This window comes from Streptomyces sp. NPDC028419, from assembly GCF_055565515.1.
This window is the reverse complement of the sequence record NZ_JBVHUE010000013.1, coordinates 100,344-122,150: the sequence shown is the minus strand read 5'-3', so window position 1 is coordinate 122,150 and position 21,807 is coordinate 100,344. Positions and strand designations below refer to the sequence as shown.

The window sequence follows — 21,807 nt, the reverse complement described above, 5'->3', positions numbered from 1 at the left end:
GACCGGCCGTGAGCGTACCGGCGATCAGAGCGGCAGCGCTCCCCAGCGCTGCGTTGCGTATCACGTGGTTGTTCCCCCTGCGTCAGGTGCCGCCGTGGGCGGCCGACTTCGGACGACGTGCAGGGGGATCTTCGCGCCTGACCTATACGCGACAACAGAGCGCGGTCGGGTTCTTTGCCAACCCGATATCCGGATTGAGGTGTACCGCTGAGCGGGGTCCCGGTTCGTCCCGGCTTCGCCCCACGCGGTCCGCGCTCACGGGGCGTAGGTGCGCATCGCCCCGTCCAACACCTCGCGCAGCGCCAGCGCGTCCGCCGCCAGGGCCGTGACCAGCACCGCGGGCCCGGCCAGGGGGGTGACGGCGGCCAGCCCGCCGAGCATCGCGGCGGCGGGCGGGTCCGCCTCGAAGGCCGGGTCGACGATCAGGAGTTGGCCGAGGGCCCGGTGGCCGGCGAGCCCGGCCGGGCCGTCCCAGCCACCCGGGGCTCCGGGGCCGCAGGCGAGCTCCTGGTCCAGCAGGGGCAGCCCGCGGCGGTGGACGGTGAGCCGGCTGCGCAGCAGGCCCGGAGCCTCGCCGGCGCGCCCGAGCACCTGTTCCTCGCGCAGCACCAGCCGGGAGGTGGCGGCCAGTTCGACCCGGGTGCGCACCCACAGGTCACTGCCCGCGACCGAGACCAGCTGCTCGGGCAGCCAGCGCACGGCCGCGCCCTCCTCCAGCGTCAGCGAGGTCTCGTACAGCGCGGGCGCCCCGCCGCGGCCGGGCAGGGCCAGGGTGGCCGCGGCCGACCCGAGGGCGAGCCGGGCACCGGGGCCCGCGCTCGCCTCGACGGTGAGGTGGTCGCCGCCGAGCGGTGCGCTCATCGCACCGACGAGGGTGACCCGCGCCTCCCCGGGTCCGCTCCCCCGGGTCCGGCGCAGCGCGAAGGGGCCCTCCCCGTGGAGCAGCGGCAGGGCGGTGCCACCGCGGCCGTCGGTCTCGGCGCGGATGCGGGCGGTGGCCCGTAGCCCCGAGGCCGGTACGGGCGCGGCGGTGGCCGTGGTGGGGGCCGCGGCCGTGGTCACCGGGCCACCCAGGCGGCGACGTTGCCGCGCACCCAGTCGGCGACCGGGCCCACGCCCCGCGGTCCGCGCAGCGACTGGAAGGCGACCGGCAGTTCACCGCGCTGGTCGGCGGCGTCGCGCGCCATCCGGTCCAGGTCCGATCCGACGTAGGGGGCCAGGTCGGTCTTGTTGACGATGAGCAGGTCGGCGGTGGTCACGCCGGGGCCGCCCTTGCGCGGGATGTCGTCGCCGCCGGCCACGTCGATCACGAAGATCTGCGCGTCGACCAGCCCGCGCGAGAAGGTGGCGGTGAGGTTGTCGCCGCCGGACTCGACGAGCACCAGGTCGAGCGGACCGATCGCGTCCTCCAGCTCCTCCACCGCCTCCAGGTTGGCGGAGATGTCGTCGCGGATCGCGGTGTGCGGGCAGGCGCCGGTCTCGACGGCGGCGATCCGCTCGGGCGGCAGCACCGCCTCGCGGAGCAGGAACTCGGCGTCCTCGCGGGTGTAGATGTCGTTGGTCACGACGGCCATCGAGAACTCCGCGCGCAGCTCCCGGCAGAGCGCCGCGACCGTGGCGGTCTTGCCGGAGCCGACGGGACCGCCGAGTCCGATGCGCAGCGCCCGGCGCGAGCCGTCGGCGCGCAGCGGAGCGGCGCTGTGGCTGTGCCGGTGCGGGAAGGTTCCAGCGTGGTCGAGGTGCATGGAGGACTCCTTGGGGGGGTGGTTTTCAGGAGGCGAAGAGGCGTACGGGCCAGGCCGCGTGCGCCTCGGCCGCGATGTCCAGCAGGGGCGAGGAGGCGGCGGGCAGCGCCCCCGCCCCGGCCGAGAGCGCGAGGCGCGCGGCGTCCGCCGCCCGGTCGGCGACCTCGTCCATCGCCGGGGCCAGCCGGGCCAGCACCCCGCTCGCCTCGAAGGGGTCCAGCCCGAGGAGCCGCACGGTCGCGGTGGCCGGACCCCCGACGGCCTCGTACGCCGCCACGTGCGCGGCATCGAGCGGCCCGAGCCCGGCGGCCCGCGCGGTGACGCCGAGCACCACGGGCTGGTGCGCCCCGCGCGGGAAGGCCGCGGCCACCGCTTCGAGTTCCGCGGAGGGCCAGGTGGCCCGGGCGGCGCGCAGCAGCTGTCGACCGAGCCGGCGCGCGGCGGCCCGCAGTGCGGGCGACGGCGTCCGGGCGTCGGCGGCGGCGTCCAGTACGGCCGGATCCATGCCGAGGGCGGCCGCGGCGGCCAGGGCCGCCGCGACCAGGCCGGCGGTGTGCAACCGGCCCCGACAGAAGGCCTCCAGGGTGCGGTCGTCGTGGATCCGGCCCGCCTTGACGGCGGCCTCGGCCCCGCCGGAGTGCGCGTGGCCCCCGGCGGGGAAGCGTCCGTCCGCGAGGACGAGCAGGGCGGCCCGGCTCATCGGACCGGCCCGCTCACGAAGGTCTCCATCACAAGCCATCCGCAGCCATCAGAAGTCATCAGTAGTCATCAGAAGAGGAAGTAGCGCTGCGCCATGGGGAGTTCCGCGGCCGGGGCGGGCTCCACGACGTCGCCGTCGATGGTCACGGTGAAGGTGTCCGCGTCCACCTCGACGCGGGGGCGCGCGTCGTTGTTGCGCATGTCCTCCTTGGTGACCTTGCGGGTGCTCTCGATCGCCACGAACCGCTTCGCCAGGCCCAGGCGTTCGGGCAGGCCGTCGTCGAGCGCGGGCTGGGAGGTGAAGTTGAGCGAGTTGTGGCCGGCGGAGCGACCGGTGGCGCCGAACATCGGCCGGGGCAGCACGGGCTGCGGGGTGGGGATGGAGCCGTTGGCGTCGCCCATCTGCGCGTAGGCGATCTGCCCACCCTTGAGCACCACTTCGGGCTTGACCCCGAAGAAGGCGGGCCGCCAGATGACCAGGTCGGCGAGCTTGCCGGGCTCCACGGAGCCGATCTCGCGGGCGAGGCCCTGGGCGACGGCCGGATTGATCGTGTACTTGGCGACGTAGCGCCGGGCCCGGTGGTTGTCGGCGGGCCCGTCACCCGGCAGGAAGCCGCGCCGCTTCTTCATCACGTGCGCGGTCTGCCAGGTCCGCATGACGACCTCGCCGATCCGGCCCATCGCCTGGGCGTCGGAGGAGATGATCGAGATGGCTCCGAGGTCGTGCAGGACGTCCTCGGCGGCGATGGTGGAGGGGCGGATCCGGGACTCGGCGAAGGCGAGGTCCTCGGGGACCGCGGGGTTGAGGTGGTGGCAGACCATCAGCATGTCGAGGTGTTCCTCGACGGTGTTGACGGTGTGCGGCCGGGTCGGGTTGGTCGAGCTGGGCAGGATGTTCGACTCGGAGACCACGGTGATGATGTCGGGCGCGTGCCCGCCGCCCGCCCCCTCGGTGTGGTACGAGTGGATGGTCCGCCCACCGATGGCCGCGAGGGTGTCGGCGACGAACCCGGCCTCGTTGAGGGTGTCGGTGTGGAGGGCGACCTGCGCGCCCGTCTCCTCGCAGACGCCCAGGCAGGCGTCGATGACGGCGGGGGTGGCGCCCCAGTCCTCGTGGATCTTGAACCCGAGAGCGCCGCCGCGCAGTTGGGAGTACATGGCGTCGCGGGACATCGTGGTGCCCTTGCCCAGCAGCCCGATGTTGACCGGGGAGTCCTCCAGCGCCGCGAACATCCGGGCGAGGTGCCAGGGTCCGGGGGTCACGGTGGTCGCCTTGGAGCCCTCGGCGGGGCCGGTGCCGCCGCCGACGAGGGTGGTGATCCCGGACGCGAGGGCCTCGTCGATGATCGTCGGCGAGATGAAGTGGACGTGGGCGTCGATGCCGCCCGCGGTGACGATCTTCCCGTTGCCCGCGATGACCTCGGTCTCGGGGCCGATGACCAGGGCCGGGTGCACCCCGTCCATGGTGTCGGGGTTGCCCGCCTTGCCGATGCCGCATATCCGGCCGTCGCGGATACCGATGTCGGCCTTCACGACGCCCCAGTGGTCCAGCACGATCGCGCCGGTGATCACGGTGTCGGGCGCGCCCTCGGCGCGCGTGGTGCGGGCCTGGCCCATCGATTCGCGGATCACCTTGCCGCCGCCGAAGACCGCCTCGTCGCCGGAGCGTCCGGGGCCGCCGCTGAGGTCCTCCTCGATCTCGACGAAGAGGTCGGTGTCGGCCAGCCGGATCCGGTCACCGGTGGTCGGCCCGAAGAGGTCGGCGTACTGCTGCCGGGTCAGCTCAGCCATCGAGCGGCCCCCCGGTCTCCCCGCGCAGGCCCGGCACCACGCGCAGCCCGGCGAGCGGTACGAGTTCCACCGCGACCGGGATGCCCGGCTCGAAGCGGACGGCCGTACCGGCGGCGATGTTGAGCCGGAGCCCGTGGGCGGCCGGCCGGTCGAAGTCGAGGCCGGGGTTGACCTCGGCGAAGTGGTAGTGGGAGCCGACCTGGACGGGCCGGTCGGCGGCGTTGAGCACGGTGAGACGGGTGACGAAGCGGCCCTCGTTGAGGCGCACCGGACCGTCCCCGAAGCGGATTTCGCCGGGGATCATGGGGGGACCTCTCAGACGATGGGGTCGTGGACGGTGACGAGCTTGGTCCCGTCGGGGAAGGTCGCCTCGACCTGGACGTCGTGGATCATCTCGGGAACGCCCTCCATGACCTCCGCCCTGGTCAGCACGGTCCGCCCCGAGGCCATCAGTTCGGCCACCGTGCGGCCGTCGCGGGCCCCTTCGAGGATGTGGGTGGTGATCAGCGCGATCACCTCGGGGTGGTTGAGGAGCACCCCGCGCGCTCTTCGCTTCTCAGCCACATCGGCTGCCACGTGGATCAGGAGTCTTTCCTGTTCGTGCGGTGTGAGTTGCACCCTAGTCACCCGGTTTCTCGACGTCTTCGACTGCGCGCCGTGCGAGACCTTATCCACCGTCAACACTTTGTTGACCTGCCCATATGCGGCCCAAGCAGTTCTTGCCCGACGAGGGGAAAGACTTTTCGGGTCACACACCGCGGCTTTGCCATGTCTTGGCTGGATGCAGACGTTGGAGCCCAGACCTGACCCCCTGTCCGGTGTCAGGCCGACGTCACGTTAGGGCGCGGGCTTTTCCGTCGTGTTAACCCACGTTTCCGCCGTGGACCGCGTTCAACGACCGCGCCCCATCCGGGCTCCGCGCCGTATACGGCGGTAGGTTGGGCTCGGGCGACCCGCCCCAGACGAGGGAGACGCGTGTACTACAACCCGGTCCGCCACATCACCTTCGACGCCGCCGACCCCCACAAGGTGGCCGAGTTCTGGGCGTCGGTGACCGGCTACACCATGCAGGAGGACGACGTCGAGGGCGACGCGGAGATCCTGCTGACCACCGACCAGCCCGGGGTGCCGGGACTGCTGTTCATCCGGGTGCCGGACGCCAAGAGCGTCAAGAACCGCGTGCACCTGGACATTTCACCGCCGACCGGAACCCGCGACGAGACGGTCGAACGCCTGGTGGGCCTCGGCGCGCGCGTCCTGGACGACCAGCGGCGCCCGGACGGCACCGGCTGGGTGGTCCTGGCCGATCCCGAGGGCAACGAACTCTGCATAGAGCGCAGCGCACCCGAGCGCGGACAGGGCTGACGGCGCTCAGCCGCGGCGCGCGGCCGGGACGGTCCAGGGCAGGGCGATCCAGACCGTCTTGCCGCCGTCCTCGGTGGGGCTGACCGAGAGCCGCCCGCCCGATTCCGCGGTCAGCCAGCGGATGATGACCATGCCCCGGCCGTTGTCCTGCTGGACCGCGGCCGGGAGCCGCTTGGGCCACCGCGGGTGACTGTCGGTCACGCCCACCCGGAGCACCTCCTCGCGCTCCAGCCGGACGTCGACGGTGAAGGTGGGCGACTGACCGAAGGTGTGCTGCACCGCGTTGGTGGCCAGTTCCGAGACGATCAGTCGGACGGTGTCCGCGGTGTCCGCGTCATCGGGCAGTCCCCATCCGCTGAGCACGTCCGCCACGTAGCGCCGGGCGGTGGAGACCGAGGCGGGATCGCTCGGCAGGGTGACGGATGCTTCCTGGTGATCTGCCATGGCGCGGTCCCTTTCCCACCGGAGCGCAACGCCCCGGATCTGTGCTGAGCGCCAGAGTGCCACTCATTGTCCCGGCCCGGCTGCCGTTCACCCAAGATCTGCATATATCTGTCCCTCGTTGCGGTGAACTCTGCTACGGAAGACCGTATTTGGACGGCAGACTGGTGCGAGCTGTGCCGGTGGAAGGAGGCGGGTGTGCAACACGGTCCCTCGGTACGTCGGCGCAAGCTCGGCGAGGAACTGCGTGCGCTCCGTGACCGGTCCGGACTCACCAGTGGTGAGGCGGCCCGGATCGTGGGGTGGCACCAATCGAAGATCAGCCGCATCGAGACCGGCCGCAGCGGGGTCAAGCCCGAGGACGTGCGGCTCCTCCTCGATGCCTACGGCGGCGTGGGGGCCCAGCAGCGCGCCCTGTTGGAGGCGCTCTCCGCCTCCGCCGCCGGCCCCGGGGCCGAGACCGGTCGGGGCCCCCAGTGGTGGCACGACTACCGCGGCCTGCTGCCGCAGGAGTACCGGGACTTCATCAGTCTGGAGGCGGGCGCCCGGTCCGCGCGCACGGTCGAGCTGTCGGTGGTCCCCGGCCTGTTGCAGACCCCCGCGTACGCGCGCGCCGTCACCCGCGCAGCGCTCGGCGGGCTGCCGGAGCCGAAGGTGGACGCGCTGGTCGACGTACGGCTCGCCCGGCAGTCGGTGCTGCGCACGGATCCGCCGCTGGAGCTGAGCGCGGTGCTCGACGAGGCGGTGCTGCGGCGCCAGATCGGCGGTCCGGGGGTGATGGCGGAGCAGCTGCGGTCCCTGGTGGACGTGGCCCGGCTGCCCCAAGTACGGCTCCAGGTACTGCCGTTCAGCGTGGGGGGACATCTCGGCCTGACCGGACCGTTCGTAATTTTCTCATTTCCGAACATCGCCGATCTGGATGTGGTGGTACTCGACCATTTGACGAGTAGCCTCTATCTGGAGCGGAAGGAAGACCTCGAGGCGTACAGCGCCGCGTTCCGCACCATTCAGGCGCACGCCCTCCCGCCCCAGGACTCGTCGGATCTGATCAGCGCACTCGCTGACGACGCGTAAGGAGGCACCCCCGTGTCCGCAACCCCCTTATCCACCCGCGGACTTCTGATCAGCGCGCGGTGGCGGCGCAGCAGCCGCAGCACCGGAATGAACAACTGTGTGGAGACCGCCGTCCTCAGCGGCGGCCTGCTGGCCGTCCGCGACTCCAAGCGGGCGGACGGCCCGGCCGTGCTCTTCACCGGGCCGGCCTGGGACGGTTTCCTGACCCTGGTACGGGCGGACCTCGCCCGGTAGGCCGGGGCGGTGGCCGTACCTAGTCCGTGGCTCCGGCCGGCGCGGTCGCGAGGATCGTGTCCACGGCCCGGGTGATCTCCTCCCCCGTGAGATCCCCCCGGGCGGTCAGCCGCAGCCGGGAGATCCCGTCCGGCACGGACGGCGGCCGGAAGCACCCCACGGACAGACCTGCCTCGCGGCAATCGGCGGCCCAGCGCAGTGCCGCCGCGGCCGACGGGGCCCGTACCGACACCACGGCCGCGTCCGGCCGGGCCGCGGTCAGGCCGGACGCGGTGAGTCGCCCGTACAGCCGGTCGGCCACCTCCCGGGCCCGCGCCGCGCGCTCCGGTTCGCGCTGGAGCAGGCGCAGGCTCGCGAGGGCGGCGCCCGCGGCGGCCGGGGCCAGCCCGGTGTCGAAGATGAAGGTCCGGGCGGTGTTGATCAGGTGCCGGATCACCCGGGCCGGTCCGAGCACCGCTCCGCCCTGGCTGCCCAGGGACTTCGAGAGGGTCAGCGTCGCCACCACGTCGGGAGCGCCCGCGAGCCCGGCGGCGTGCAGCGCGCCGCGGCCGCCCTCGCCCAGCACGCCGAGCCCGTGCGCGTCGTCCACGACCAGGGCCGCGCCCGACTCCCGGCACACGGCCGCGTAGGCGGCGAGCGGCGCCGCGTCCCCGTCCACGGAGAAGACCGAGTCGCTGACCAGCAGCGCCCGGCCCGTGTGCCCGGCCAGCGCCTTGCGCGCGGTGTCCGGATCCGCGTGCGGAACGACCTCGGTGCGGGCCCGCGAGAGGCGGCAGCCGTCGACGATCGAAGCGTGGTTCCCGGCGTCGGAGACGATCAGGGTCTCCCGGTCGCTGAGCGCGGTGACGGCGGCGAGGTTGGCGGCGTACCCGGAGGACAGCACGAGGGCGGCCTCGAAGCCGCAGAAGGCGGCCAGCTCCCGCTCCAGCTCGGCGTGCAGTTCGGTGGTCCCGGTGACCAGTCGCGACCCGGTGGCCCCGGCGCCCCAGCGCTCGGCCGCCGCCCGCGCGCCCGCGACGGTCTCGGGGTGCCGGGTCAGGCCGAGGTAGTCGTTGCTGGCCAGGTCGAGGAGCGGCGAGGAGGCCGGGCGGGGGCGCAGCGTGCGCACCAGTCCGGCGCGCTCCCGGGCCCGCTCCGCTTCGTCGGTCCAGGCGAAGACATCGGCGGGGTCGGGGGTGTCCTGGGGCATCGGCGGGTCCTCGTTTTTGTCGGCAGTCCACAGACCTGCCCGACCCTAGCCGCCGTGACTCCAGCGCCAGGTGTGGCGATACACACACTCTGATCCGGCCATGTTGTGCGATCTCTCCTTGGCCGGGAGTGGTCGTGTGGTCCAGGATCGGCGTCATGGACCTGCTGAACACCCTGGTGGACAAGGGGCTGCGGCGCGAGCTGCCGACCCGCGAAGAGGCGCTCGCCGTACTGGCGACCTCTGACGACGAACTGCTCGACGTGGTGGCCGCTGCCGGCAAGGTGCGCCGCCAGTGGTTCGGGCGTCGGGTCAAGCTGAACTACCTGGTCAACCTGAAGTCGGGCCTGTGCCCCGAGGACTGCTCCTACTGTTCCCAGCGCCTGGGTTCGAAGGCCGAGATCCTGAAGTACACCTGGCTGAAGCCGGACGAGGCCTCTCAGGCCGCCGCGGCCGGGGTCGCGGGCGGCGCGAAGCGGGTCTGCCTGGTGGCGAGCGGCCGCGGGCCGACGGACCGGGACGTGGAGCGGGTCGGCAAGACCATCGCCGCGATCAAGGAGCAGAACGAGGGCGTCGAGGTCTGCGCCTGCCTGGGTCTGCTGTCGGACGGCCAGGCGGAGCGGCTGCGCGACGCGGGAGCCGACGCCTACAACCACAACCTCAACACGTCCGAGGCGACGTACGGGGCGATCACCAAGACCCACACCTACGCGGACCGCGTGGACACCGTGCAGAAGGCGCACGCGGCGGGCCTGTCCGCCTGCTCCGGCCTGATCGCGGGCATGGGCGAGAGCGACGAGGACCTCGTCGACGTCGTCTACTCGCTGCGCGAGCTGGACCCGGATTCGGTCCCGGTCAACTTCCTGATCCCGTTCGAGGGCACCCCGCTCGCCAAGGAGTGGAACCTCACCCCGCAGCGCGCGCTGCGCATCCTCGCGATGGTCCGCTTCGTCTGCCCCGACGTCGAGGTCCGCCTCGCCGGCGGGCGCGAGGTGCACCTGCGCTCGATGCAGCCGCTCGCGCTGCACCTGGTCAACTCGATCTTCCTCGGCGACTACCTGACCAGTGAGGGCCAGGCCGGCCAGGCCGACCTCGACATGATCGCGGACGCCGGTTTCGAGGTCGAGGGCGCCGGTACGTCGACCCTCCCCGCGCACCGCTCCGACGCGCTGGCCGGCGGCTGCGGCTCGCACGGCGGCGGCGCGGCCGCGGGTGCGTCCGTGTGCGGTTCGGCGGCGTCCTCGGCGTCCTCCGCCGACGCGGGTGCGGCGGCGGGCTGCGGTTCGGCGTGCGGCGGCTGCTCCGGCCACGAGGCGGAGGCGGCCCCGGCCGCGGCGTCCGTACCGGCCCCGGCCCCCTCGGGCCAGGCCGAGGCCGGCGAGGTGCGCTCGGACCTGGTGGCCGTGCGCCGCCGCGGCGCGGGAACGGAACTCGCGCCCAATGCCTGACCGGTACCACCCGCACGACCCGCTGCCGGCCGACGCGCTCCTCGCGCTGGACCGGCAGCACGTCTGGCACCCGTACGGACCCATGCCCGGGCGGCAGGAGCCGCTGGTCGTCTCCTCCGCCTCGGGCGTGCGACTGCGGCTCGGCCGGCCGAGCGAGGGCCGGGACGAGCTGGTCGACGGCATGTCCTCCTGGTGGTCGGCCATCCACGGCTACAACCACCCGGTGCTCAACGACGCCGTGCGCGACCAGCTGGGCCGGATGTCGCACGTGATGTTCGGCGGGCTCACCCACGAGCCCGCCGTCCGGCTCGCCGCGAAGCTGGTCGAGATCTCCCCGGCCGGCCTGGAGCACGTCTTCCTCGCCGACTCCGGCTCGGTCTCGGTCGAGGTCGCGGTCAAGATGTGCCTCCAGTACTGGACCTCGGTGGGCCGTCCGGGCAAGCACCGCCTGCTCACCTGGCGCGGCGGCTACCACGGGGACACCTGGCAGCCGATGGCCGTGTGCGACCCCGAGGGCGGCATGCACGAGCTGTGGCAGGGCATGCTCCCGCGCCAGCTCTTCGCGCAGGAGCCGCCCGGCGGCTTCGACGCCCCCGTCGACCCGACCTACGTCGACCACCTGCGCTCGCTGGTCTCCGCGCACGCGGACGAACTGGCCGCGGTGATCGTGGAGCCGGTGGTGCAGGGCGCCGGCGGCATGCGCTTCCACTCCCCGGGCTACCTGCGGGTGCTGCGCGAGCTGTGCGACGAGTACGACGTGCTCCTGATCCTGGACGAGATCGCGACCGGATTCGGGCGCAGCGGCGCCCTCTTCGCCGCCGACCACGCGGGGATCACCCCGGACGTGATGTGCCTCGGCAAGGCGCTGACCGGCGGGTACGTGACGCTCTCGGCGACGCTCTGCACGGCGCGGGTGGCGGACGGGATCTCCCGGGGCGAGGTGCCGGTGCTGGCGCACGGGCCGACCTTCATGGGCAATCCGCTGGCCTGCGCGGTGGCGCTCGCCTCGCTCGACCTGCTGCTGTCCCAGGACTGGGCGCGGGAGGTCAAGCGGATCGAGGCCGGGCTGCTGGAGGGCCTGGCTCCGGCGGCCGACCTGCCCGGGGTGAAGGACGTACGGGTGCTCGGGGCGATCGGGGTGGTGCAGCTGGACCACCCCGTCGACATGGCCGCGGCGACCCGGGCGGCGGTCCGGGAGGGTGTGTGGCTGCGGCCGTTCCGGGACTTGATCTACACCATGCCGCCGTTCGTGACGGGTGACGGCGATGTCGCGCGGATCGGCCGTGCGGTGTGCGCGGCGGCGCGGGAAGGCTGAACGGTTCGATGGGTACCGGTGGTGTTGGTGGTGTTGGTGGCGTGAGTAGTGCTGGTGGTGCGGAAGGTGCGGTCCCGGTGAGTTCCCTTCCGACGGGCGTGGTGGTGGTGTCCGGTACCGGCACCGAGATCGGCAAGACCGTCGTCACCTCGGCGATCGCCGCCGCGGCCCTGGCCGCCGGGCGTTCGGTGGCGGTGCTCAAGCCCGCGCAGACCGGGGTCGCCCCCGGCGAGGACGGTGACGCGGCCGAGGTGCGGCGGCTCGCGGGGGCCGGCGTGAGCACGCTGGAGCTGGCCCGCTACCCGGAGCCCTTGGCTCCGGACACCGCGGCCCGGCGCTCCGGGCTGGCCACCGTCGGGCCCGCCGCGGTCGCGGAGGCCGCGGCCGCACTGGCCGCGGAGCACGACCTGGTCCTCGTCGAGGGCGCGGGCGGGCTGCTCGTGCGCTTCGACGAGGCCGGGCACACCCTCGCCGACGCGGCCCGACTGCTCCGGGCTCCGGTGCTGATCGTGGCGCCCGCCGGGCTCGGCACCCTGAATTCGGCGGCGCTGACGGGCGAGGCGCTGCGGGCCCGCGGGCTGACGGGCCTGGGCATCGTGGTCGGCAGCTGGCCCCTCGCCCCCGACCTGGCGTCGCGCTGCAATCTGGCCGACCTCCCGGTGGTGTCCGAGATGCCGCTGCTCGGGGCGGTGCCGCACGGATCGGGGGCCCTGGCGCCCGAGGCCTTCCGCGCGGCCGCGGCCGGCTGGCTGGCCCCCGACCTGGGCGGCGCGTGGTCCGCGACCGCCTTCCTGCGGGCCTGGTCCTGAAGCCCCGGGCGGCCCGGGATCCGGCCCGCCCGGCCCCTCGGGGCACGCTTCTCGGTGAACCCCCGCGCCGGGAGGGGTGACGCCCCGTGGCGCGGGGAGACTGAAGACATGGGTACGTCCGCCCGCTCCGGGAGGTCCGTCATGTCACCGCGCCCCCGACCGGCCCTGCCCCGGGACGCCGTCCACCACCCCGTCTTCGCCCGCTTCTACGCCCGGATGAGCGTCCAGGCCGACGCCCACGGCGGGCTCGCCGCGCTGCGCGGGGAACTGCTGCACGGCCTCTCCGGCCGGATCATCGAGATCGGCGCGGGCAACGGGCTGAACTTCGCCCACTACCCGCGCGCCGTCTGCGAAGTCGTCGCGGTCGAACCGGAGCGGACCCTGCGCCGCCTCGCCACCTCCGCCGCGCGGCGGGCCGAGGTCCCGGTGGACGTCGTACCCGGCGCCGCCGAGGCCCTCCCGGTCAAGAGCGAGGCCTTCGACGCGGCCGTGGCCTCCCTGGTGCTGTGCACCGTGCGGGACCTGCCGCGCTCCCTCGCCGAGCTGCACCGCGTCATCCGGCCGGGTGGTGAGCTGCGCTTCTTCGAGCACGGGCTGGCGCCGGGACCGACCATGGCGGGGGTCCAGCGCGCGCTGGACCGCACGGTGTGGCCCCGGTTGTTCGGCGGCTGCCACACCGCGCGGGACACCTTGGCCGCGATCGAGGCCGCCGGGTTCCGGATCGTCCAGCAGCGCGGGGTGCGCGTACCGGAGCGCGGGCCCGCGCTGCCTACCTCGTACTGCGTGATCGGATCGGCCCGGCGCGGCGACGACTGACCGGCGCCGGTTTCGTACGGTCGACCATTGCGCGCGGGCGAGGGCGCGTGTTTGGCTCACCGCCATGATCGATCTGCGCATACGGGCCGCCGCCCCGGCCGACGCCGAGGACGTGCTCGCCTTCTGGAAGGTGGCGGCGGAGGGCACCTCCATCACGGACGACGTGGACGGGGTGACCCGCCTCGTCCGGCGGGACCCGCAGGCCCTGATCCTGGCCGAGTCCGACGGGATCCTGGTGGGCTCCGTCATCGCCGGCTACGACGGCTGGCGCTGCTCGCTCTACCGGCTGGCGGTGCTCCCCTCCCACCGCCGGCAGGGCATCGGGACGGCGCTGCTGGACGCGGCCGAGCGGCGGTTCCTGGCGGTGGGCGGACGCCGCGGGGACGCCATGGTGCTGGAGGCGAACGAGCGGGCCCGGCGGGCCTGGGCCGCGGCGGGCTACGCGCGGGAGGACCACTGGCGCCGCTGGGTCAAGCCGTTCGGCCCCGCGTAACGCGGATGCGACCGCTTTGCCGATCCTTTACCCTATGGGGAACGTTCTCCTCGAATCGAAAGGTGTGAGCGTCCGCCCATGGGCGAGCCTCCCAGTACCCGACATCGCGCGACACCCCTCCTCCTGTCTGATCATGGGACGGAGGTGAACCGATGACCGAAGTGCTTCTGCTCGTCGTCGCGCTGCTGCTCTGCCTCGCGTGCGGGGTCTTCGTCGCGGCCGAGTTCTCGCTGACGACCATCGAGCGCAGCGAGCTCGAACAGGCCGCCGAGCGGGGCGAGCGCGGGGCCGACAGCGCCCTGGCCGCCGTCCGCAGCCTGACGTTCCAGCTCTCCGGCGCCCAGCTCGGCATCACCGTGACCGGCCTGGTCATCGGCATGATCTCCAAGCCCTCGATCTCCGCCCTGCTCACGGGCCCGTTCGAGGCCATGGGGCTGCCCGCCGGAGCCGCATCCTCCACCGCCCTGATCCTGGGCACCGCCGTGTCGACCGTCGTCCTGATGGTCGTCGGCGAGCTGGTCCCCAAGAACTGGGCGATCTCCTCCCCGCTGGCCGTGGCCAAGCGGGTGGCGACCATGCAGCGGATGTTCAGCCGGGCCTTCAAGCCGCTCATCGGCCACTTGAACAGCACGGCCAACCGCATGGTCCGCCGCTTCGGCCTGGAGCCGGCCGAGGAGCTGGCCTCGGCGCGCAGCCCGCAGGAGCTGGTGGCCCTGGCGCGGCACTCCGCGAAGGCGGGCGCGCTGGAGAAGGACACCGCCGAACTCTTCGTGCGCACCCTGAACCTGGCCGACCTGACCGCGGAGAACGTGATGACCCCGCGCGTCCAGGTCACCGCCCTGGACGTGCAGGCGACCGCGGAGGACGTGGCGAACGCGACCATGGCCACCGGCCTGTCCCGCTTCCCCGTCTACCGCGGCAGCCTCGACAGCGTCGTCGGCACCGTCCACATCAAGGACGTCCTGGCCCTGCCCGCCGCGGACCGCCGCCGCCACCCGGTCTCCCAGCTGCTGCGCGAGCCGTTGCTCGTCCCCGAGTCGCTGACCGTGGACCGGCTGCTGGACCGGCTGTCCGGCCGGCAGACGATGGCCGTGGTCATCGACGAGTACGGCGGCACGGCCGGCGTGGCCACGCTGGAGGACATCGTCGAGGAGGTCGTGGGCGAGGTCCGCGACGAGCACGACCCGCACGAGACCGCGGACCTGGCCCCGGCCGGTACGGACGCCTCCGGCCGCGGGCTCTTCTCCGCGGACGGCGCGGCCCGCACCGACCAGCTGGAGCGGATCGGGCTGCGGGTGCCGGACGGCCCGTACGAGACCCTGGCCGGGCTGATGGCCACGGAGCTGGGCCGCATACCGGTGGTCGGCGACAGCCTGGAGCTGGGCGGCTGGCAGCTGGACGTGGTGGACGACAGCGGGCGGCGGGCCGCCCGCGTGCTGCTGCACGCCCCCGTCGCGGCGCCCGCCGAGGCACCGCGGGACGGCGCGCGCCGCAGGCAGGGCAAGAAGAGCGACGACAGGTACCCGGAGGAGGGCCGATGACCGCGATCCAGTTGCTGATCGGCCTGGCGACCCTGGTCGTCAACGCCTTCTTCGTCGGCGCGGAGTTCGCGCTGATCTCGGTCCGGCGCAGCCAGATCGAGCCGTACGCCGAGCAGGGCGACCGGCGGGCCCGGGCCGTGCTGTGGGGCCTGGAGCACGTGTCGGCCCTGATGGCGGCGGCCCAGCTGGGCATCACCCTGTGCACCCTGGTGCTCGGCGTGGTCGCCGAGCCCGCCATCGCCCACCTGCTGACCCCGCTCCTCGACCTGGTCGGCGTACCGGCCGGGGTGACCCACGCGATCTCCTTCGTGGTGGCCCTGGCGCTGGCGACGTACCTGCACATGCTCTTCGGCGAAATGCTGCCGAAGAACGTGGCGCTGGCCGAGCCGGTCCGTACCGCCCTGCTGCTCGGACCGCCGCTGGTGGCGCTGACGCGGGGGCTGAAGCCGGTGATCTTCGCGATCAACGCCTTCGCCAACGCGCTGCTGCGGATGCTGCGGGTCGAGGTGAAGGACGAGGTCGCGGCGACCTTCTCGGACGACGAGCTGGCGCGCATCGTCAAGGACTCCAGCGCGGCCGGTCTGATCGACGGCCGGGCGAGCGAGCGCCTGCACGACGCCCTGGAACTGGGCCGCAGGCCCGTCATCGACGTGGCGCTGCCCGTGGACCGGGTGGTCTCCGCCGGCGAGGGCATCACGCCCGAGGGCTTGGAGCGCCTTTCCGCCGCGTCCCGGTACTCGCGGTTCCCGGTGCTCGACGGCCAGCAGAAGATCCTCGGCTACCTGCACGTCAAGGACGCCCTCGACGTGCTCGCGCGCGACGAGGCCTTCCCGGTCTCCGCCCTGCGGCCGATCGCCCAGGTCCGGGCCGAGACCCCGCTGGACGACGTGCTGACCGCCATGCGGCGCAGCCGTACCCACCTGGCGGCGGTCCTCGCGACGGACGGGTCCATGACCGGTCTGGTCACGATGGAGGACGTGCTGCGCGAACTGTTCGGCAACCAGACCGCCGCATAGCGACGCGCGGTTCCCCGGCCCCCTCGCGCGCTCGCCCGCGCTCGCGGGACCGGGGAACCGCGCGGTAGCATCGCTCCCGCCATGGAGATGAATGCGTCTTACACGAGTCTGGTCGCGGTCGGCGACTCCTTCACCGAGGGCATGTCCGACGCGCTGCCGGACGGGTCCTACCGGGGCTGGGCGGATCTGCTCGCCGCCCGTCTCGCGGCCCGCGAGCCCGGCTTCCGCTACGCGAACCTGGCGGTGCGCGGGAAGCTGATCGGCCAGATCGCCACCGAGCAGGCACCCCTCGCCGCCTCCATGGGCGCCGACCTGGTCACCCTGGTCGGCGGCCTGAACGACACCCTGCGCCCCAAGGTCGACATGGGACGGGTACGCGGCCACCTGGAGGCCGCCGTGGAGACGCTGGCACCCGCGTGCGGGCAGCTGGTGCTGATGCGCTCGCCCGGCCGCCAGGGGCCCGTGATGGAACGTTTCCGTCCGCGCATGGAAGAGCTCTTCGCCCTCATCGACGAACTGGCGGCGCGGCACGGTGCACTGGTCGTCGACCTGTACGGCGCCCCCGTGCTGGCCGATCAGCGTCTGTGGCACGCCGACCGGCTGCACCTCACCGACGAGGGACACCGGCGGGTCGCCGAGGCCGTGTGGCAGGCCCTGGGGCTGCCCGCGGAGGAGGACTGGCGCGCCCCGCTGTCCGCTACCCGGCCGCCGGGCTGGGCCGTCCGGCGCATCGACGACGCACGCTTCGCCCGCGAACACCTGCTCCCGTGGATCGGCCGCCGCCTGACGGGCCGCTCCTCCGGGGACGGCCGCCCGGCGAAGCGGCCGGAACTGCTGCCGTACGCCACCGGAACGGGCGAGCGGCTCTCGTAGCAAGCCACAACCAGAGGCGGGGCACCCACCTGCGTAAACGCACAGCCGAAGCGCAAGTAGAATCCCTACACGTGACTGCCAAGCCCCGCATCCCCAATGTCCTGGCCGGCCGCTACGCCTCCGCGGAGCTCGCCGTCCTGTGGTCCCCCGAGTACAAGGTGACGCTGGAGCGGCGGCTGTGGCTCGCCGTGCTGCGCGCCCAGAAGGACCTCGGTATCGAGGTGCCCGACGCGGCCCTCGCCGACTACGAGCGCGTCCTGGAGCAGGTCGACCTGGCCTCCATCGCCGAGCGCGAGAAGGTCACCCGGCACGACGTGAAGGCCCGGATCGAGGAGTTCAACGCCCTCGCCGGTCACGAGCACGTGCACAAGGGCATGACCTCCCGCGACCTCACCGAGAACGTCGAGCAGCTCCAGATCCGGCTCTCCCTGGAACTGGCCCGGGACCGCACGGTCGCGGTGCTGGCCCGCCTGGGCAAGCTGTCCGCCGAGCACGCCGAGCTGGTCATGGCCGGGCGCTCGCACAACGTCGCGGCGCAGGCCACGACCCTGGGCAAGCGCTTCGCGACCGCCGCCGACGAGCTGCTCGTCGCCTACGGCCGCCTTGAGGACCTGCTGGAGCGCTACCCGCTGCGCGGGATCAAGGGCCCGGTCGGCACCTCCCAGGACATGCTCGACCTCCTCGGCGGCGACACCGCGAAGCTCGCCGACCTGGAGCAGCGCATCGCGGGCCACCTCGGCTTCGCGCACGCCTTCACCTCGGTGGGCCAGGTCTACCCCCGCTCGCTCGACTACGACGTGGTCACCGCGCTGGTGCAGCTCGCCGCCGCCCCGTCCTCGATCGCCAAGACCATCCGTCTGATGGCCGGGCACGAGCTGGTCACCGAGGGCTTCAAGCCCGGCCAGGTCGGCTCCTCCGCGATGCCGCACAAGATGAACACCCGCTCCTGCGAGCGCGTGAACGGCCTGATGGTCATCCTGCGCGGCTACGCTTCGATGACCGGCGAGCTCGCGGGCGACACCTGGAACGAGGGCGACGTCTCCTGCTCCGTGGTCCGCCGGATCGCGCTGCCGGACGCCTTCTTCGCCTTCGACGGTCTGCTGGAGACCTTCCTGACCGTCCTGGACGAATTCGGCGCCTTCCCCGCGGTCGTCGCCCGCGAGCTGGACCGCTACCTCCCCTTCCTGGCCACCACCAAGGTCCTGATGGGCGCGGTCCGCGCCGGCGTCGGCCGCGAGGCCGCCCACGAGGTCATCAAGGAGCACGCGGTGGCCTCCGCCCTGGCGATGCGCGAGCAGGGCGCCGAGCGCAACGAGCTGCTCGACAAGCTGGCCGCGGACGAGCGGATGCCGCTGGACCGCGCGCAGCTCGACGCCCTGATGGCCGACAAGCTGTCCTTCACCGGCGCGGCGGGCGACCAGGTCGCCGTGGTGGTCTCCCGCATCGAGGAGATCACCAAGCAGCACCCGGAGGCCGCGGGCTACACCCCGGGGTCGATCCTCTGACGCCCGAAGAGCTGGCCGCCGCCCGCGACCGCATCCTCCCGGATGTGGTCGCGGGCGGTTTGCGCGTGCTGTTCTGCGGGATCAACCCGGGTCTGCTGTCCGCCGCGACGGGCCACCACTTCGCCCGTCCCGGAAACCGCTTCTGGCCCGTCCTGCACCTGTCGGGCTTCACCCCGCGCCGCCTGGCCCCCGCGGAGCAGGAGGAGTTGCTGACCTACCGGTTGGGCATCACCAACGTCGTGGCCCGGGCCACCGCCCGCGCCGACGAGCTCGATGCGGAGGAGTTCCGCGAGGGCGGCCGCCTGCTGACGGCCAAGGTGGAACTCCTGCGCCCCCAGTGGCTGGCCGTGGTCGGCGTCACCGCCTACCGCACGGCCTTCGGGGAGCGAAAGGCCCAGATCGGCCCCCAGGAGCGCACCATCGGCGCCACCCGGATCTGGGCCCTGCCCAACCCGAGCGGTCTCAACGCCCACTGGACCGCCGACACCATGGCCGAGGAGTACGCCCGCCTCCGCCTGGCCGCCGAGGTGGACCACTGACCGCGCCCGACACCTCGGGCCCTGCGCTGCTCTTCCTCGACGTGGACGGGCCGCTCATCCCGTTCGGCGGACCGTCGCACGCGTACCCGCCCCACCCGGCGTGGCCCGCAGCCTCGGGCGACGTCGCCACCCACCCGCTCCTGCACCGGCTCGACCCGCGCCACGGCCCCCGGCTGTCGGCGCTCCCGTGCACCCTGGTCTGGGCCACGACCTGGATGACCGACGCCAACACCCACCTCGCACCCCTGCTCGGCCTACCACCCCTGGAAGTAATGCGCTGGCCGGAGCCGTCCGCCTCGGACGGACCGACCGAGCGGGAGGAGCGGGAGGAGCGGGACGCGCGCTTCGGCCTCCACTGGAAGACCCGCGGGCTGCTGTCCCGGGCAGCGGGTGGGCCGTTCATCTGGGTGGACGACGAGATCACGGACGCGGACCGAACCTGGGTGTCCGCGCACCACTCGGGCCCCGCCCTGCTCCACCGGGTCGACCCCCGCCGCGGCCTGGCCGACGCGGACTACGCCGCCCTCGCCGACTGGCTCGCCGCCCCCTCGCACCAGCCGTCCCCTTGGGAACCGGATCGCTAGGGAGGATCGATCACCGTGACGGCGGCCATCAACTGTGGTGAGTGATCGGCTCCCCACTCGGCGACGTACACGACCACCCAGCGCCCCTCGACCCGCCACACGTGCACGTGGTCGGTCGTACCGCTCATCTCCCCCCAGGGCTCCGGGACCTCCCCCTCTCCCCCTCCCGAGACCGCCCTCTCCAGCAGGCTTCCCAGATGGAACACCTGCTCCTCCCCCCAGCGCTCCGCCAACCTCTGGGTGAGCGCTCCGTACTCGGCCGAGATCTGCTCGACCCCGGCTATCCGGTCGGCCGCGTCCTCATCGCCGTACCAGCGACTCTCCCCCAGCTCCACGAGGTGGTAACCCGGGCCGCTCCGCTCGGTCACCGATCTGCTCCGCGCCGCGGGGAACCCGCGCGTCCGGAGCCGGTCGATTGCCTCGAGGTGCGCTGCCGTCGTCATGTCGTCAGTATCCCCACGACCACTGACAAGTGGCCCGGCGTCACGCGTCCCGTCGGCGTAGGGCGACCCCACCGGCCACCAAGGCGGCCACCGCCCACAAGGCCTCTACGCCCAACCCGGCCCACGGGCCGAGGTCTCCTTGCGGGTGGGTGCTCAGCACGAGCTGCCCCGCACGGTCCGGAAGGTATTGCCCCAGGCCGCCCGCGTGGTCACCGATGACGAACGAGACCAGCAGGACGAAGGGTATGAGCAGGCTCAACACGGCCGTCCCGCTACGCAGTACCGCGGTCGAGCCGGCTGCGAAGAGCGCCATCAGGGCGAGGTAGAGCCCGCTTCCGAGGATCGCCCGGACCGCACCCGGCGATCCCGCACCCAAGGCCCGCTCTCCCATGAGGACCTGACCCGCCACGAAGGTGACGATTCCGGTGAGCTGTCCCGCCACCAGCGCGAGTGCGCCGATGACCACGATCTTGGAGAGGTATAACCGGGTCCGGTGCGGCACCGCGCCCAAGCTCGTCCGCAGCGCCCCGTCATGGAACTCGGAAGCGACGGCCTTCGCACCGAAGGTGATGGCCGCTATCTGCCCGAAGGCGACACCGTAGAAGGCCAACCGGAGCGGATCGCTCCCTGGTCTCGCCGCCTCGGACGGGCCGATCATCGCGGCCATGAGTACTTGGATGCCGGAGGTCGCGGCGAGTATCGCGACGAGCGCCCAGAGGGTGCCGCGCAGCGACCGTATCTTGATCCATTCCGAGTGCAGGACGGGGACGGTGGGCAAGGCGCGGGCGGTCATGGCCAGTTCTCCAGTCAGGTCGTTTCGGGTGCATGCGCGAGTCCGGTGGTGGGGGAAGTCAGGGCAGTACTGGTGGCGACGGGGATGCGGGTGGTGCCGTTGGTTCGCTTGGTTCGCTTGGTTCCGTTGATGCCAGCAATGCCAGCAGTGCCAGAGGTGCTGCTCAAGGTCAGCGTGCGCCGGAGCGGGCGGCGAAAGGGGTCGCGTTCGCCGTGAGATCGAGGTAGGCCTGCTCCAACGAGGCGCGCTCATCGACCAGCTCCAGGACGGGTATGCCTTCGCGGGCCGCGAGAGCGCCGATCCTCTCGGCCTGCGCGCCCTCGACCCGCCACCGTCCCTCCTCGGCCTCCTCCATGGAGAGCCCGTCGGCGGCGAGGACCTCTCGCATGCGTCGGGGGTCCGAGGTACGCAGCCGTACTCTCGGAGCGCTCCGCGCGTCGATGAACTCCTTCATCGAGGTGTCGGCGAGCAGCCTGCCCCGGCCCAGGACGACCAAGTGGTCCACGAACGTCGCGCTCTCCGACATCAGGTGACTGGAGACCAGGACCGTCCGCCCCTCCAGCGCGAGCTGTCGCAGCAGTTCCCGGATCCAGATGATGCCTTCGGGGTCGAGCCCGTTCGTCGGCTCGTCCAGGAGCACCACCCCGGGCTCGCCCAACAGCGCCGCGGCTATGCCCAGGCGCTGGCGCATCCCCAAGGAGAAGGTCTTGATCCGCCGCCCGGCCACGGCGGCGACCCCGACCTCTTCGAGGACGTCGTCGACCCGACGGGCAGGGATGCGGTTGCTGACCGCGAGGGCGAGCAGATGGTCACGGGCCGTCCGCCCGCCGTGGGCCGCCTGAGGGTCCAAATGCGCCCCGACGTGGTGCAGCGGGTCCTGGAAGTCGGTGAAGAGCCGGCCGCCGATGGTGGCGGTGCCGGAGGTGGATCGGTCCAGGCCCAGCAGGAGCCGCATCGTGGTCGACTTGCCTGCGCCGTTGGGTCCGAGGAAGCCGGTGACTCGTCCGGGCCGCACCTCGAAGCTGAGGTGGTCCACGGCCCGAGTAGTGCCGTACTCCTTGGTGAGTTCGCGGATCTCGATGGTCTTCATGTCTCAA

Annotated in this window: 25 protein-coding genes; 14 read left to right on the top strand and 11 right to left on the bottom strand. The window is 72.9% G+C overall.

Features of this window, described 5'->3' with window-relative positions; translation table 11 throughout:
- Positions 1-255: 255 nt before the first annotated feature.
- The 6 genes from ACZ4UB_RS17500 to ACZ4UB_RS17475 form a co-directional block, all read right to left on the bottom strand.
- The gene (locus ACZ4UB_RS17500) at positions 256-1,062 is read right to left on the bottom strand and encodes an urease accessory protein UreD (protein ID WP_468071041.1); all 807 of its coding nucleotides are present in this window, start codon (positions 1,060-1,062) and stop codon (positions 256-258) included.
- Entirely contained in the window at positions 1,059-1,745 is a 687-nt protein-coding gene (gene ureG, locus ACZ4UB_RS17495; protein WP_354381941.1) for an urease accessory protein UreG, read from the bottom strand. Before ureG ends, ACZ4UB_RS17500 begins: the two co-directional genes overlap by 4 nt.
- 25 nt (positions 1,746-1,770) lie before the next feature.
- Complete coding sequence (locus ACZ4UB_RS17490) at positions 1,771-2,445, bottom strand: urease accessory protein UreF (RefSeq protein ID WP_354381942.1); 675 nt, start codon at positions 2,443-2,445, stop codon at positions 1,771-1,773.
- Positions 2,446-2,513: 68 nt separating this feature from the next.
- Entirely contained in the window at positions 2,514-4,235 is a 1,722-nt protein-coding gene (locus ACZ4UB_RS17485; RefSeq protein WP_468071038.1) for an urease subunit alpha, read from the bottom strand.
- Positions 4,228-4,539, bottom strand: coding sequence for an urease subunit beta (locus tag ACZ4UB_RS17480; protein WP_468071036.1), 312 nt, complete (start codon positions 4,537-4,539; stop codon positions 4,228-4,230). The genes ACZ4UB_RS17485 and ACZ4UB_RS17480 overlap by 8 nt, the downstream gene beginning before the upstream one ends.
- 11 nt (positions 4,540-4,550) lie before the next feature.
- Complete coding sequence (locus ACZ4UB_RS17475; RefSeq protein WP_385777001.1) at positions 4,551-4,853, bottom strand: urease subunit gamma; 303 nt, start codon at positions 4,851-4,853, stop codon at positions 4,551-4,553.
- 357 nt (positions 4,854-5,210) lie between these two features.
- On the opposite strand from ACZ4UB_RS17475, the gene ACZ4UB_RS17470 reads away from it, so the two are divergent.
- A complete protein-coding gene (locus ACZ4UB_RS17470; protein WP_468071034.1) occupies positions 5,211-5,600 on the top strand; it encodes a VOC family protein in 390 nt (129 codons plus the stop codon).
- A gap of 6 nt (positions 5,601-5,606) precedes the next feature.
- Here the strand turns inward: ACZ4UB_RS17470 and ACZ4UB_RS17465 are convergent, their stop codons facing one another.
- Entirely contained in the window at positions 5,607-6,044 is a 438-nt protein-coding gene (locus ACZ4UB_RS17465) for an ATP-binding protein (RefSeq protein ID WP_354381946.1), read from the bottom strand.
- Between the two features lie 195 nt (positions 6,045-6,239).
- Between ACZ4UB_RS17465 and ACZ4UB_RS17460 the strand changes: the two genes are divergently transcribed.
- Together ACZ4UB_RS17460 and ACZ4UB_RS17455 are read left to right on the top strand one after the other, a co-directional pair.
- Positions 6,240-7,115 (top strand): helix-turn-helix domain-containing protein, encoded by an 876-nt coding sequence (locus ACZ4UB_RS17460; RefSeq protein ID WP_354381947.1) that lies wholly within the window; start codon positions 6,240-6,242, stop codon positions 7,113-7,115.
- A gap of 12 nt (positions 7,116-7,127) precedes the next feature.
- A complete protein-coding gene (locus ACZ4UB_RS17455; protein ID WP_385776993.1) occupies positions 7,128-7,349 on the top strand; it encodes a DUF397 domain-containing protein in 222 nt (73 codons plus the stop codon).
- Between the two features lie 19 nt (positions 7,350-7,368).
- Here ACZ4UB_RS17455 and ACZ4UB_RS17450 read toward each other — a convergent pair whose 3' ends face one another.
- A complete protein-coding gene (locus tag ACZ4UB_RS17450; RefSeq protein WP_468071032.1) occupies positions 7,369-8,538 on the bottom strand; it encodes an 8-amino-7-oxononanoate synthase in 1,170 nt (389 codons plus the stop codon).
- 155 nt (positions 8,539-8,693) lie between these two features.
- On the opposite strand from ACZ4UB_RS17450, the gene bioB reads away from it, so the two are divergent.
- The 11 genes from bioB (at position 8,694) to ACZ4UB_RS17395 (ending at position 19,474) form a co-directional block, all read left to right on the top strand.
- Entirely contained in the window at positions 8,694-9,983 is a 1,290-nt protein-coding gene (gene bioB, locus ACZ4UB_RS17445; RefSeq protein WP_468071030.1) for a biotin synthase BioB, read from the top strand.
- Positions 9,976-11,298, top strand: coding sequence for an adenosylmethionine--8-amino-7-oxononanoate transaminase (locus ACZ4UB_RS17440; protein ID WP_468071028.1), 1,323 nt, complete (start codon positions 9,976-9,978; stop codon positions 11,296-11,298). Before bioB ends, ACZ4UB_RS17440 begins: the two co-directional genes overlap by 8 nt.
- Before the next feature lie 77 nt (positions 11,299-11,375).
- On the top strand, positions 11,376-12,107 hold the full coding sequence (gene bioD / locus ACZ4UB_RS17435) for a dethiobiotin synthase (RefSeq protein WP_468071026.1): 732 nt from the start codon (positions 11,376-11,378) through the stop codon (positions 12,105-12,107).
- 141 nt (positions 12,108-12,248) lie between these two features.
- Positions 12,249-12,923, top strand: a complete 675-nt coding sequence (locus tag ACZ4UB_RS17430; RefSeq protein ID WP_468071024.1) for a class I SAM-dependent methyltransferase — start codon at positions 12,249-12,251, stop codon at positions 12,921-12,923.
- 64 nt (positions 12,924-12,987) lie between these two features.
- Positions 12,988-13,416, top strand: coding sequence for a GNAT family N-acetyltransferase (locus tag ACZ4UB_RS17425; RefSeq protein ID WP_468071022.1), 429 nt, complete (start codon positions 12,988-12,990; stop codon positions 13,414-13,416).
- A gap of 152 nt (positions 13,417-13,568) precedes the next feature.
- Positions 13,569-14,957, top strand: coding sequence for a hemolysin family protein (locus ACZ4UB_RS17420; RefSeq protein WP_468071020.1), 1,389 nt, complete (start codon positions 13,569-13,571; stop codon positions 14,955-14,957).
- Positions 14,954-15,973 carry a hemolysin family protein gene (locus ACZ4UB_RS17415; protein WP_468071018.1) on the top strand — a complete coding sequence of 340 codons (1,020 nt, stop codon included), beginning with the start codon at positions 14,954-14,956 and terminating at the stop codon, positions 15,971-15,973. The genes ACZ4UB_RS17420 and ACZ4UB_RS17415 overlap by 4 nt, the downstream gene beginning before the upstream one ends.
- 81 nt (positions 15,974-16,054) lie before the next feature.
- Positions 16,055-16,846 (top strand): SGNH/GDSL hydrolase family protein, encoded by a 792-nt coding sequence (locus ACZ4UB_RS17410; protein WP_468071016.1) that lies wholly within the window; start codon positions 16,055-16,057, stop codon positions 16,844-16,846.
- Positions 16,847-16,917: 71 nt separating this feature from the next.
- On the top strand, positions 16,918-18,351 hold the full coding sequence (gene purB, locus ACZ4UB_RS17405) for an adenylosuccinate lyase (RefSeq protein ID WP_385776973.1): 1,434 nt from the start codon (positions 16,918-16,920) through the stop codon (positions 18,349-18,351).
- Positions 18,348-18,890, top strand: a complete 543-nt coding sequence (mug, locus tag ACZ4UB_RS17400; RefSeq protein WP_468071126.1) for a G/U mismatch-specific DNA glycosylase — start codon at positions 18,348-18,350, stop codon at positions 18,888-18,890. Before purB ends, mug begins: the two co-directional genes overlap by 4 nt.
- Positions 18,887-19,474 (top strand): hypothetical protein, encoded by a 588-nt coding sequence (locus tag ACZ4UB_RS17395; protein WP_468071124.1) that lies wholly within the window; start codon positions 18,887-18,889, stop codon positions 19,472-19,474. The genes mug and ACZ4UB_RS17395 overlap by 4 nt, the downstream gene beginning before the upstream one ends.
- Here ACZ4UB_RS17395 and ACZ4UB_RS17390 read toward each other — a convergent pair.
- From ACZ4UB_RS17390 to ACZ4UB_RS17380, 3 genes are all read right to left on the bottom strand, one after another.
- Positions 19,471-19,917: a hypothetical protein gene (locus ACZ4UB_RS17390; protein WP_468071013.1), complete on the bottom strand. Its 447-nt coding sequence runs from the start codon at positions 19,915-19,917 to the stop codon at positions 19,471-19,473. The two genes, ACZ4UB_RS17395 and ACZ4UB_RS17390, sit on opposite strands and share 4 nt — an antisense overlap.
- A 40-nt stretch (positions 19,918-19,957) precedes the next feature.
- Positions 19,958-20,710: an ABC transporter permease gene (locus tag ACZ4UB_RS17385; protein WP_468071011.1), complete on the bottom strand. Its 753-nt coding sequence runs from the start codon at positions 20,708-20,710 to the stop codon at positions 19,958-19,960.
- 169 nt (positions 20,711-20,879) lie between these two features.
- Positions 20,880-21,800, bottom strand: coding sequence for an ATP-binding cassette domain-containing protein (locus ACZ4UB_RS17380; protein WP_468071009.1), 921 nt, complete (start codon positions 21,798-21,800; stop codon positions 20,880-20,882).
- Positions 21,801-21,807 lie beyond the last annotated feature (7 nt).

What these genes read in the sequence shown, in the direction of transcription:
- ureG (WP_354381941.1), bottom strand. Translation starts at nt 1,745, where the DNA reads ATGCACCTCGACCACGCTGGAACCTTCCCGCACCGGCACAGCCACAGC.
- ACZ4UB_RS17490 (WP_354381942.1), bottom strand. Translation starts at nt 2,445, where the DNA reads ATGAGCCGGGCCGCCCTGCTCGTCCTCGCGGACGGACGCTTCCCCGCC.
- ACZ4UB_RS17485 (WP_468071038.1), bottom strand. Translation starts at nt 4,235, where the DNA reads ATGGCTGAGCTGACCCGGCAGCAGTACGCCGACCTCTTCGGGCCGACC.
- ACZ4UB_RS17480 (WP_468071036.1), bottom strand. Translation starts at nt 4,539, where the DNA reads ATGATCCCCGGCGAAATCCGCTTCGGGGACGGTCCGGTGCGCCTCAAC.
- ACZ4UB_RS17465 (WP_354381946.1), bottom strand. Translation starts at nt 6,044, where the DNA reads ATGGCAGATCACCAGGAAGCATCCGTCACCCTGCCGAGCGATCCCGCC.
- ACZ4UB_RS17450 (WP_468071032.1), bottom strand. Translation starts at nt 8,538, where the DNA reads ATGCCCCAGGACACCCCCGACCCCGCCGATGTCTTCGCCTGGACCGAC.
- bioB (WP_468071030.1), top strand. Translation starts at nt 8,694, where the DNA reads ATGGACCTGCTGAACACCCTGGTGGACAAGGGGCTGCGGCGCGAGCTG.
- ACZ4UB_RS17440 (WP_468071028.1), top strand. Translation starts at nt 9,976, where the DNA reads ATGCCTGACCGGTACCACCCGCACGACCCGCTGCCGGCCGACGCGCTC.
- ACZ4UB_RS17430 (WP_468071024.1), top strand. Translation starts at nt 12,249, where the DNA reads ATGTCACCGCGCCCCCGACCGGCCCTGCCCCGGGACGCCGTCCACCAC.
- ACZ4UB_RS17425 (WP_468071022.1), top strand. Translation starts at nt 12,988, where the DNA reads ATGATCGATCTGCGCATACGGGCCGCCGCCCCGGCCGACGCCGAGGAC.
- ACZ4UB_RS17420 (WP_468071020.1), top strand. Translation starts at nt 13,569, where the DNA reads ATGACCGAAGTGCTTCTGCTCGTCGTCGCGCTGCTGCTCTGCCTCGCG.
- ACZ4UB_RS17415 (WP_468071018.1), top strand. Translation starts at nt 14,954, where the DNA reads ATGACCGCGATCCAGTTGCTGATCGGCCTGGCGACCCTGGTCGTCAAC.
- ACZ4UB_RS17410 (WP_468071016.1), top strand. Translation starts at nt 16,055, where the DNA reads ATGGAGATGAATGCGTCTTACACGAGTCTGGTCGCGGTCGGCGACTCC.
- ACZ4UB_RS17390 (WP_468071013.1), bottom strand. Translation starts at nt 19,917, where the DNA reads ATGACGACGGCAGCGCACCTCGAGGCAATCGACCGGCTCCGGACGCGC.
- ACZ4UB_RS17385 (WP_468071011.1), bottom strand. Translation starts at nt 20,710, where the DNA reads ATGACCGCCCGCGCCTTGCCCACCGTCCCCGTCCTGCACTCGGAATGG.
- ACZ4UB_RS17380 (WP_468071009.1), bottom strand. Translation starts at nt 21,800, where the DNA reads ATGAAGACCATCGAGATCCGCGAACTCACCAAGGAGTACGGCACTACT.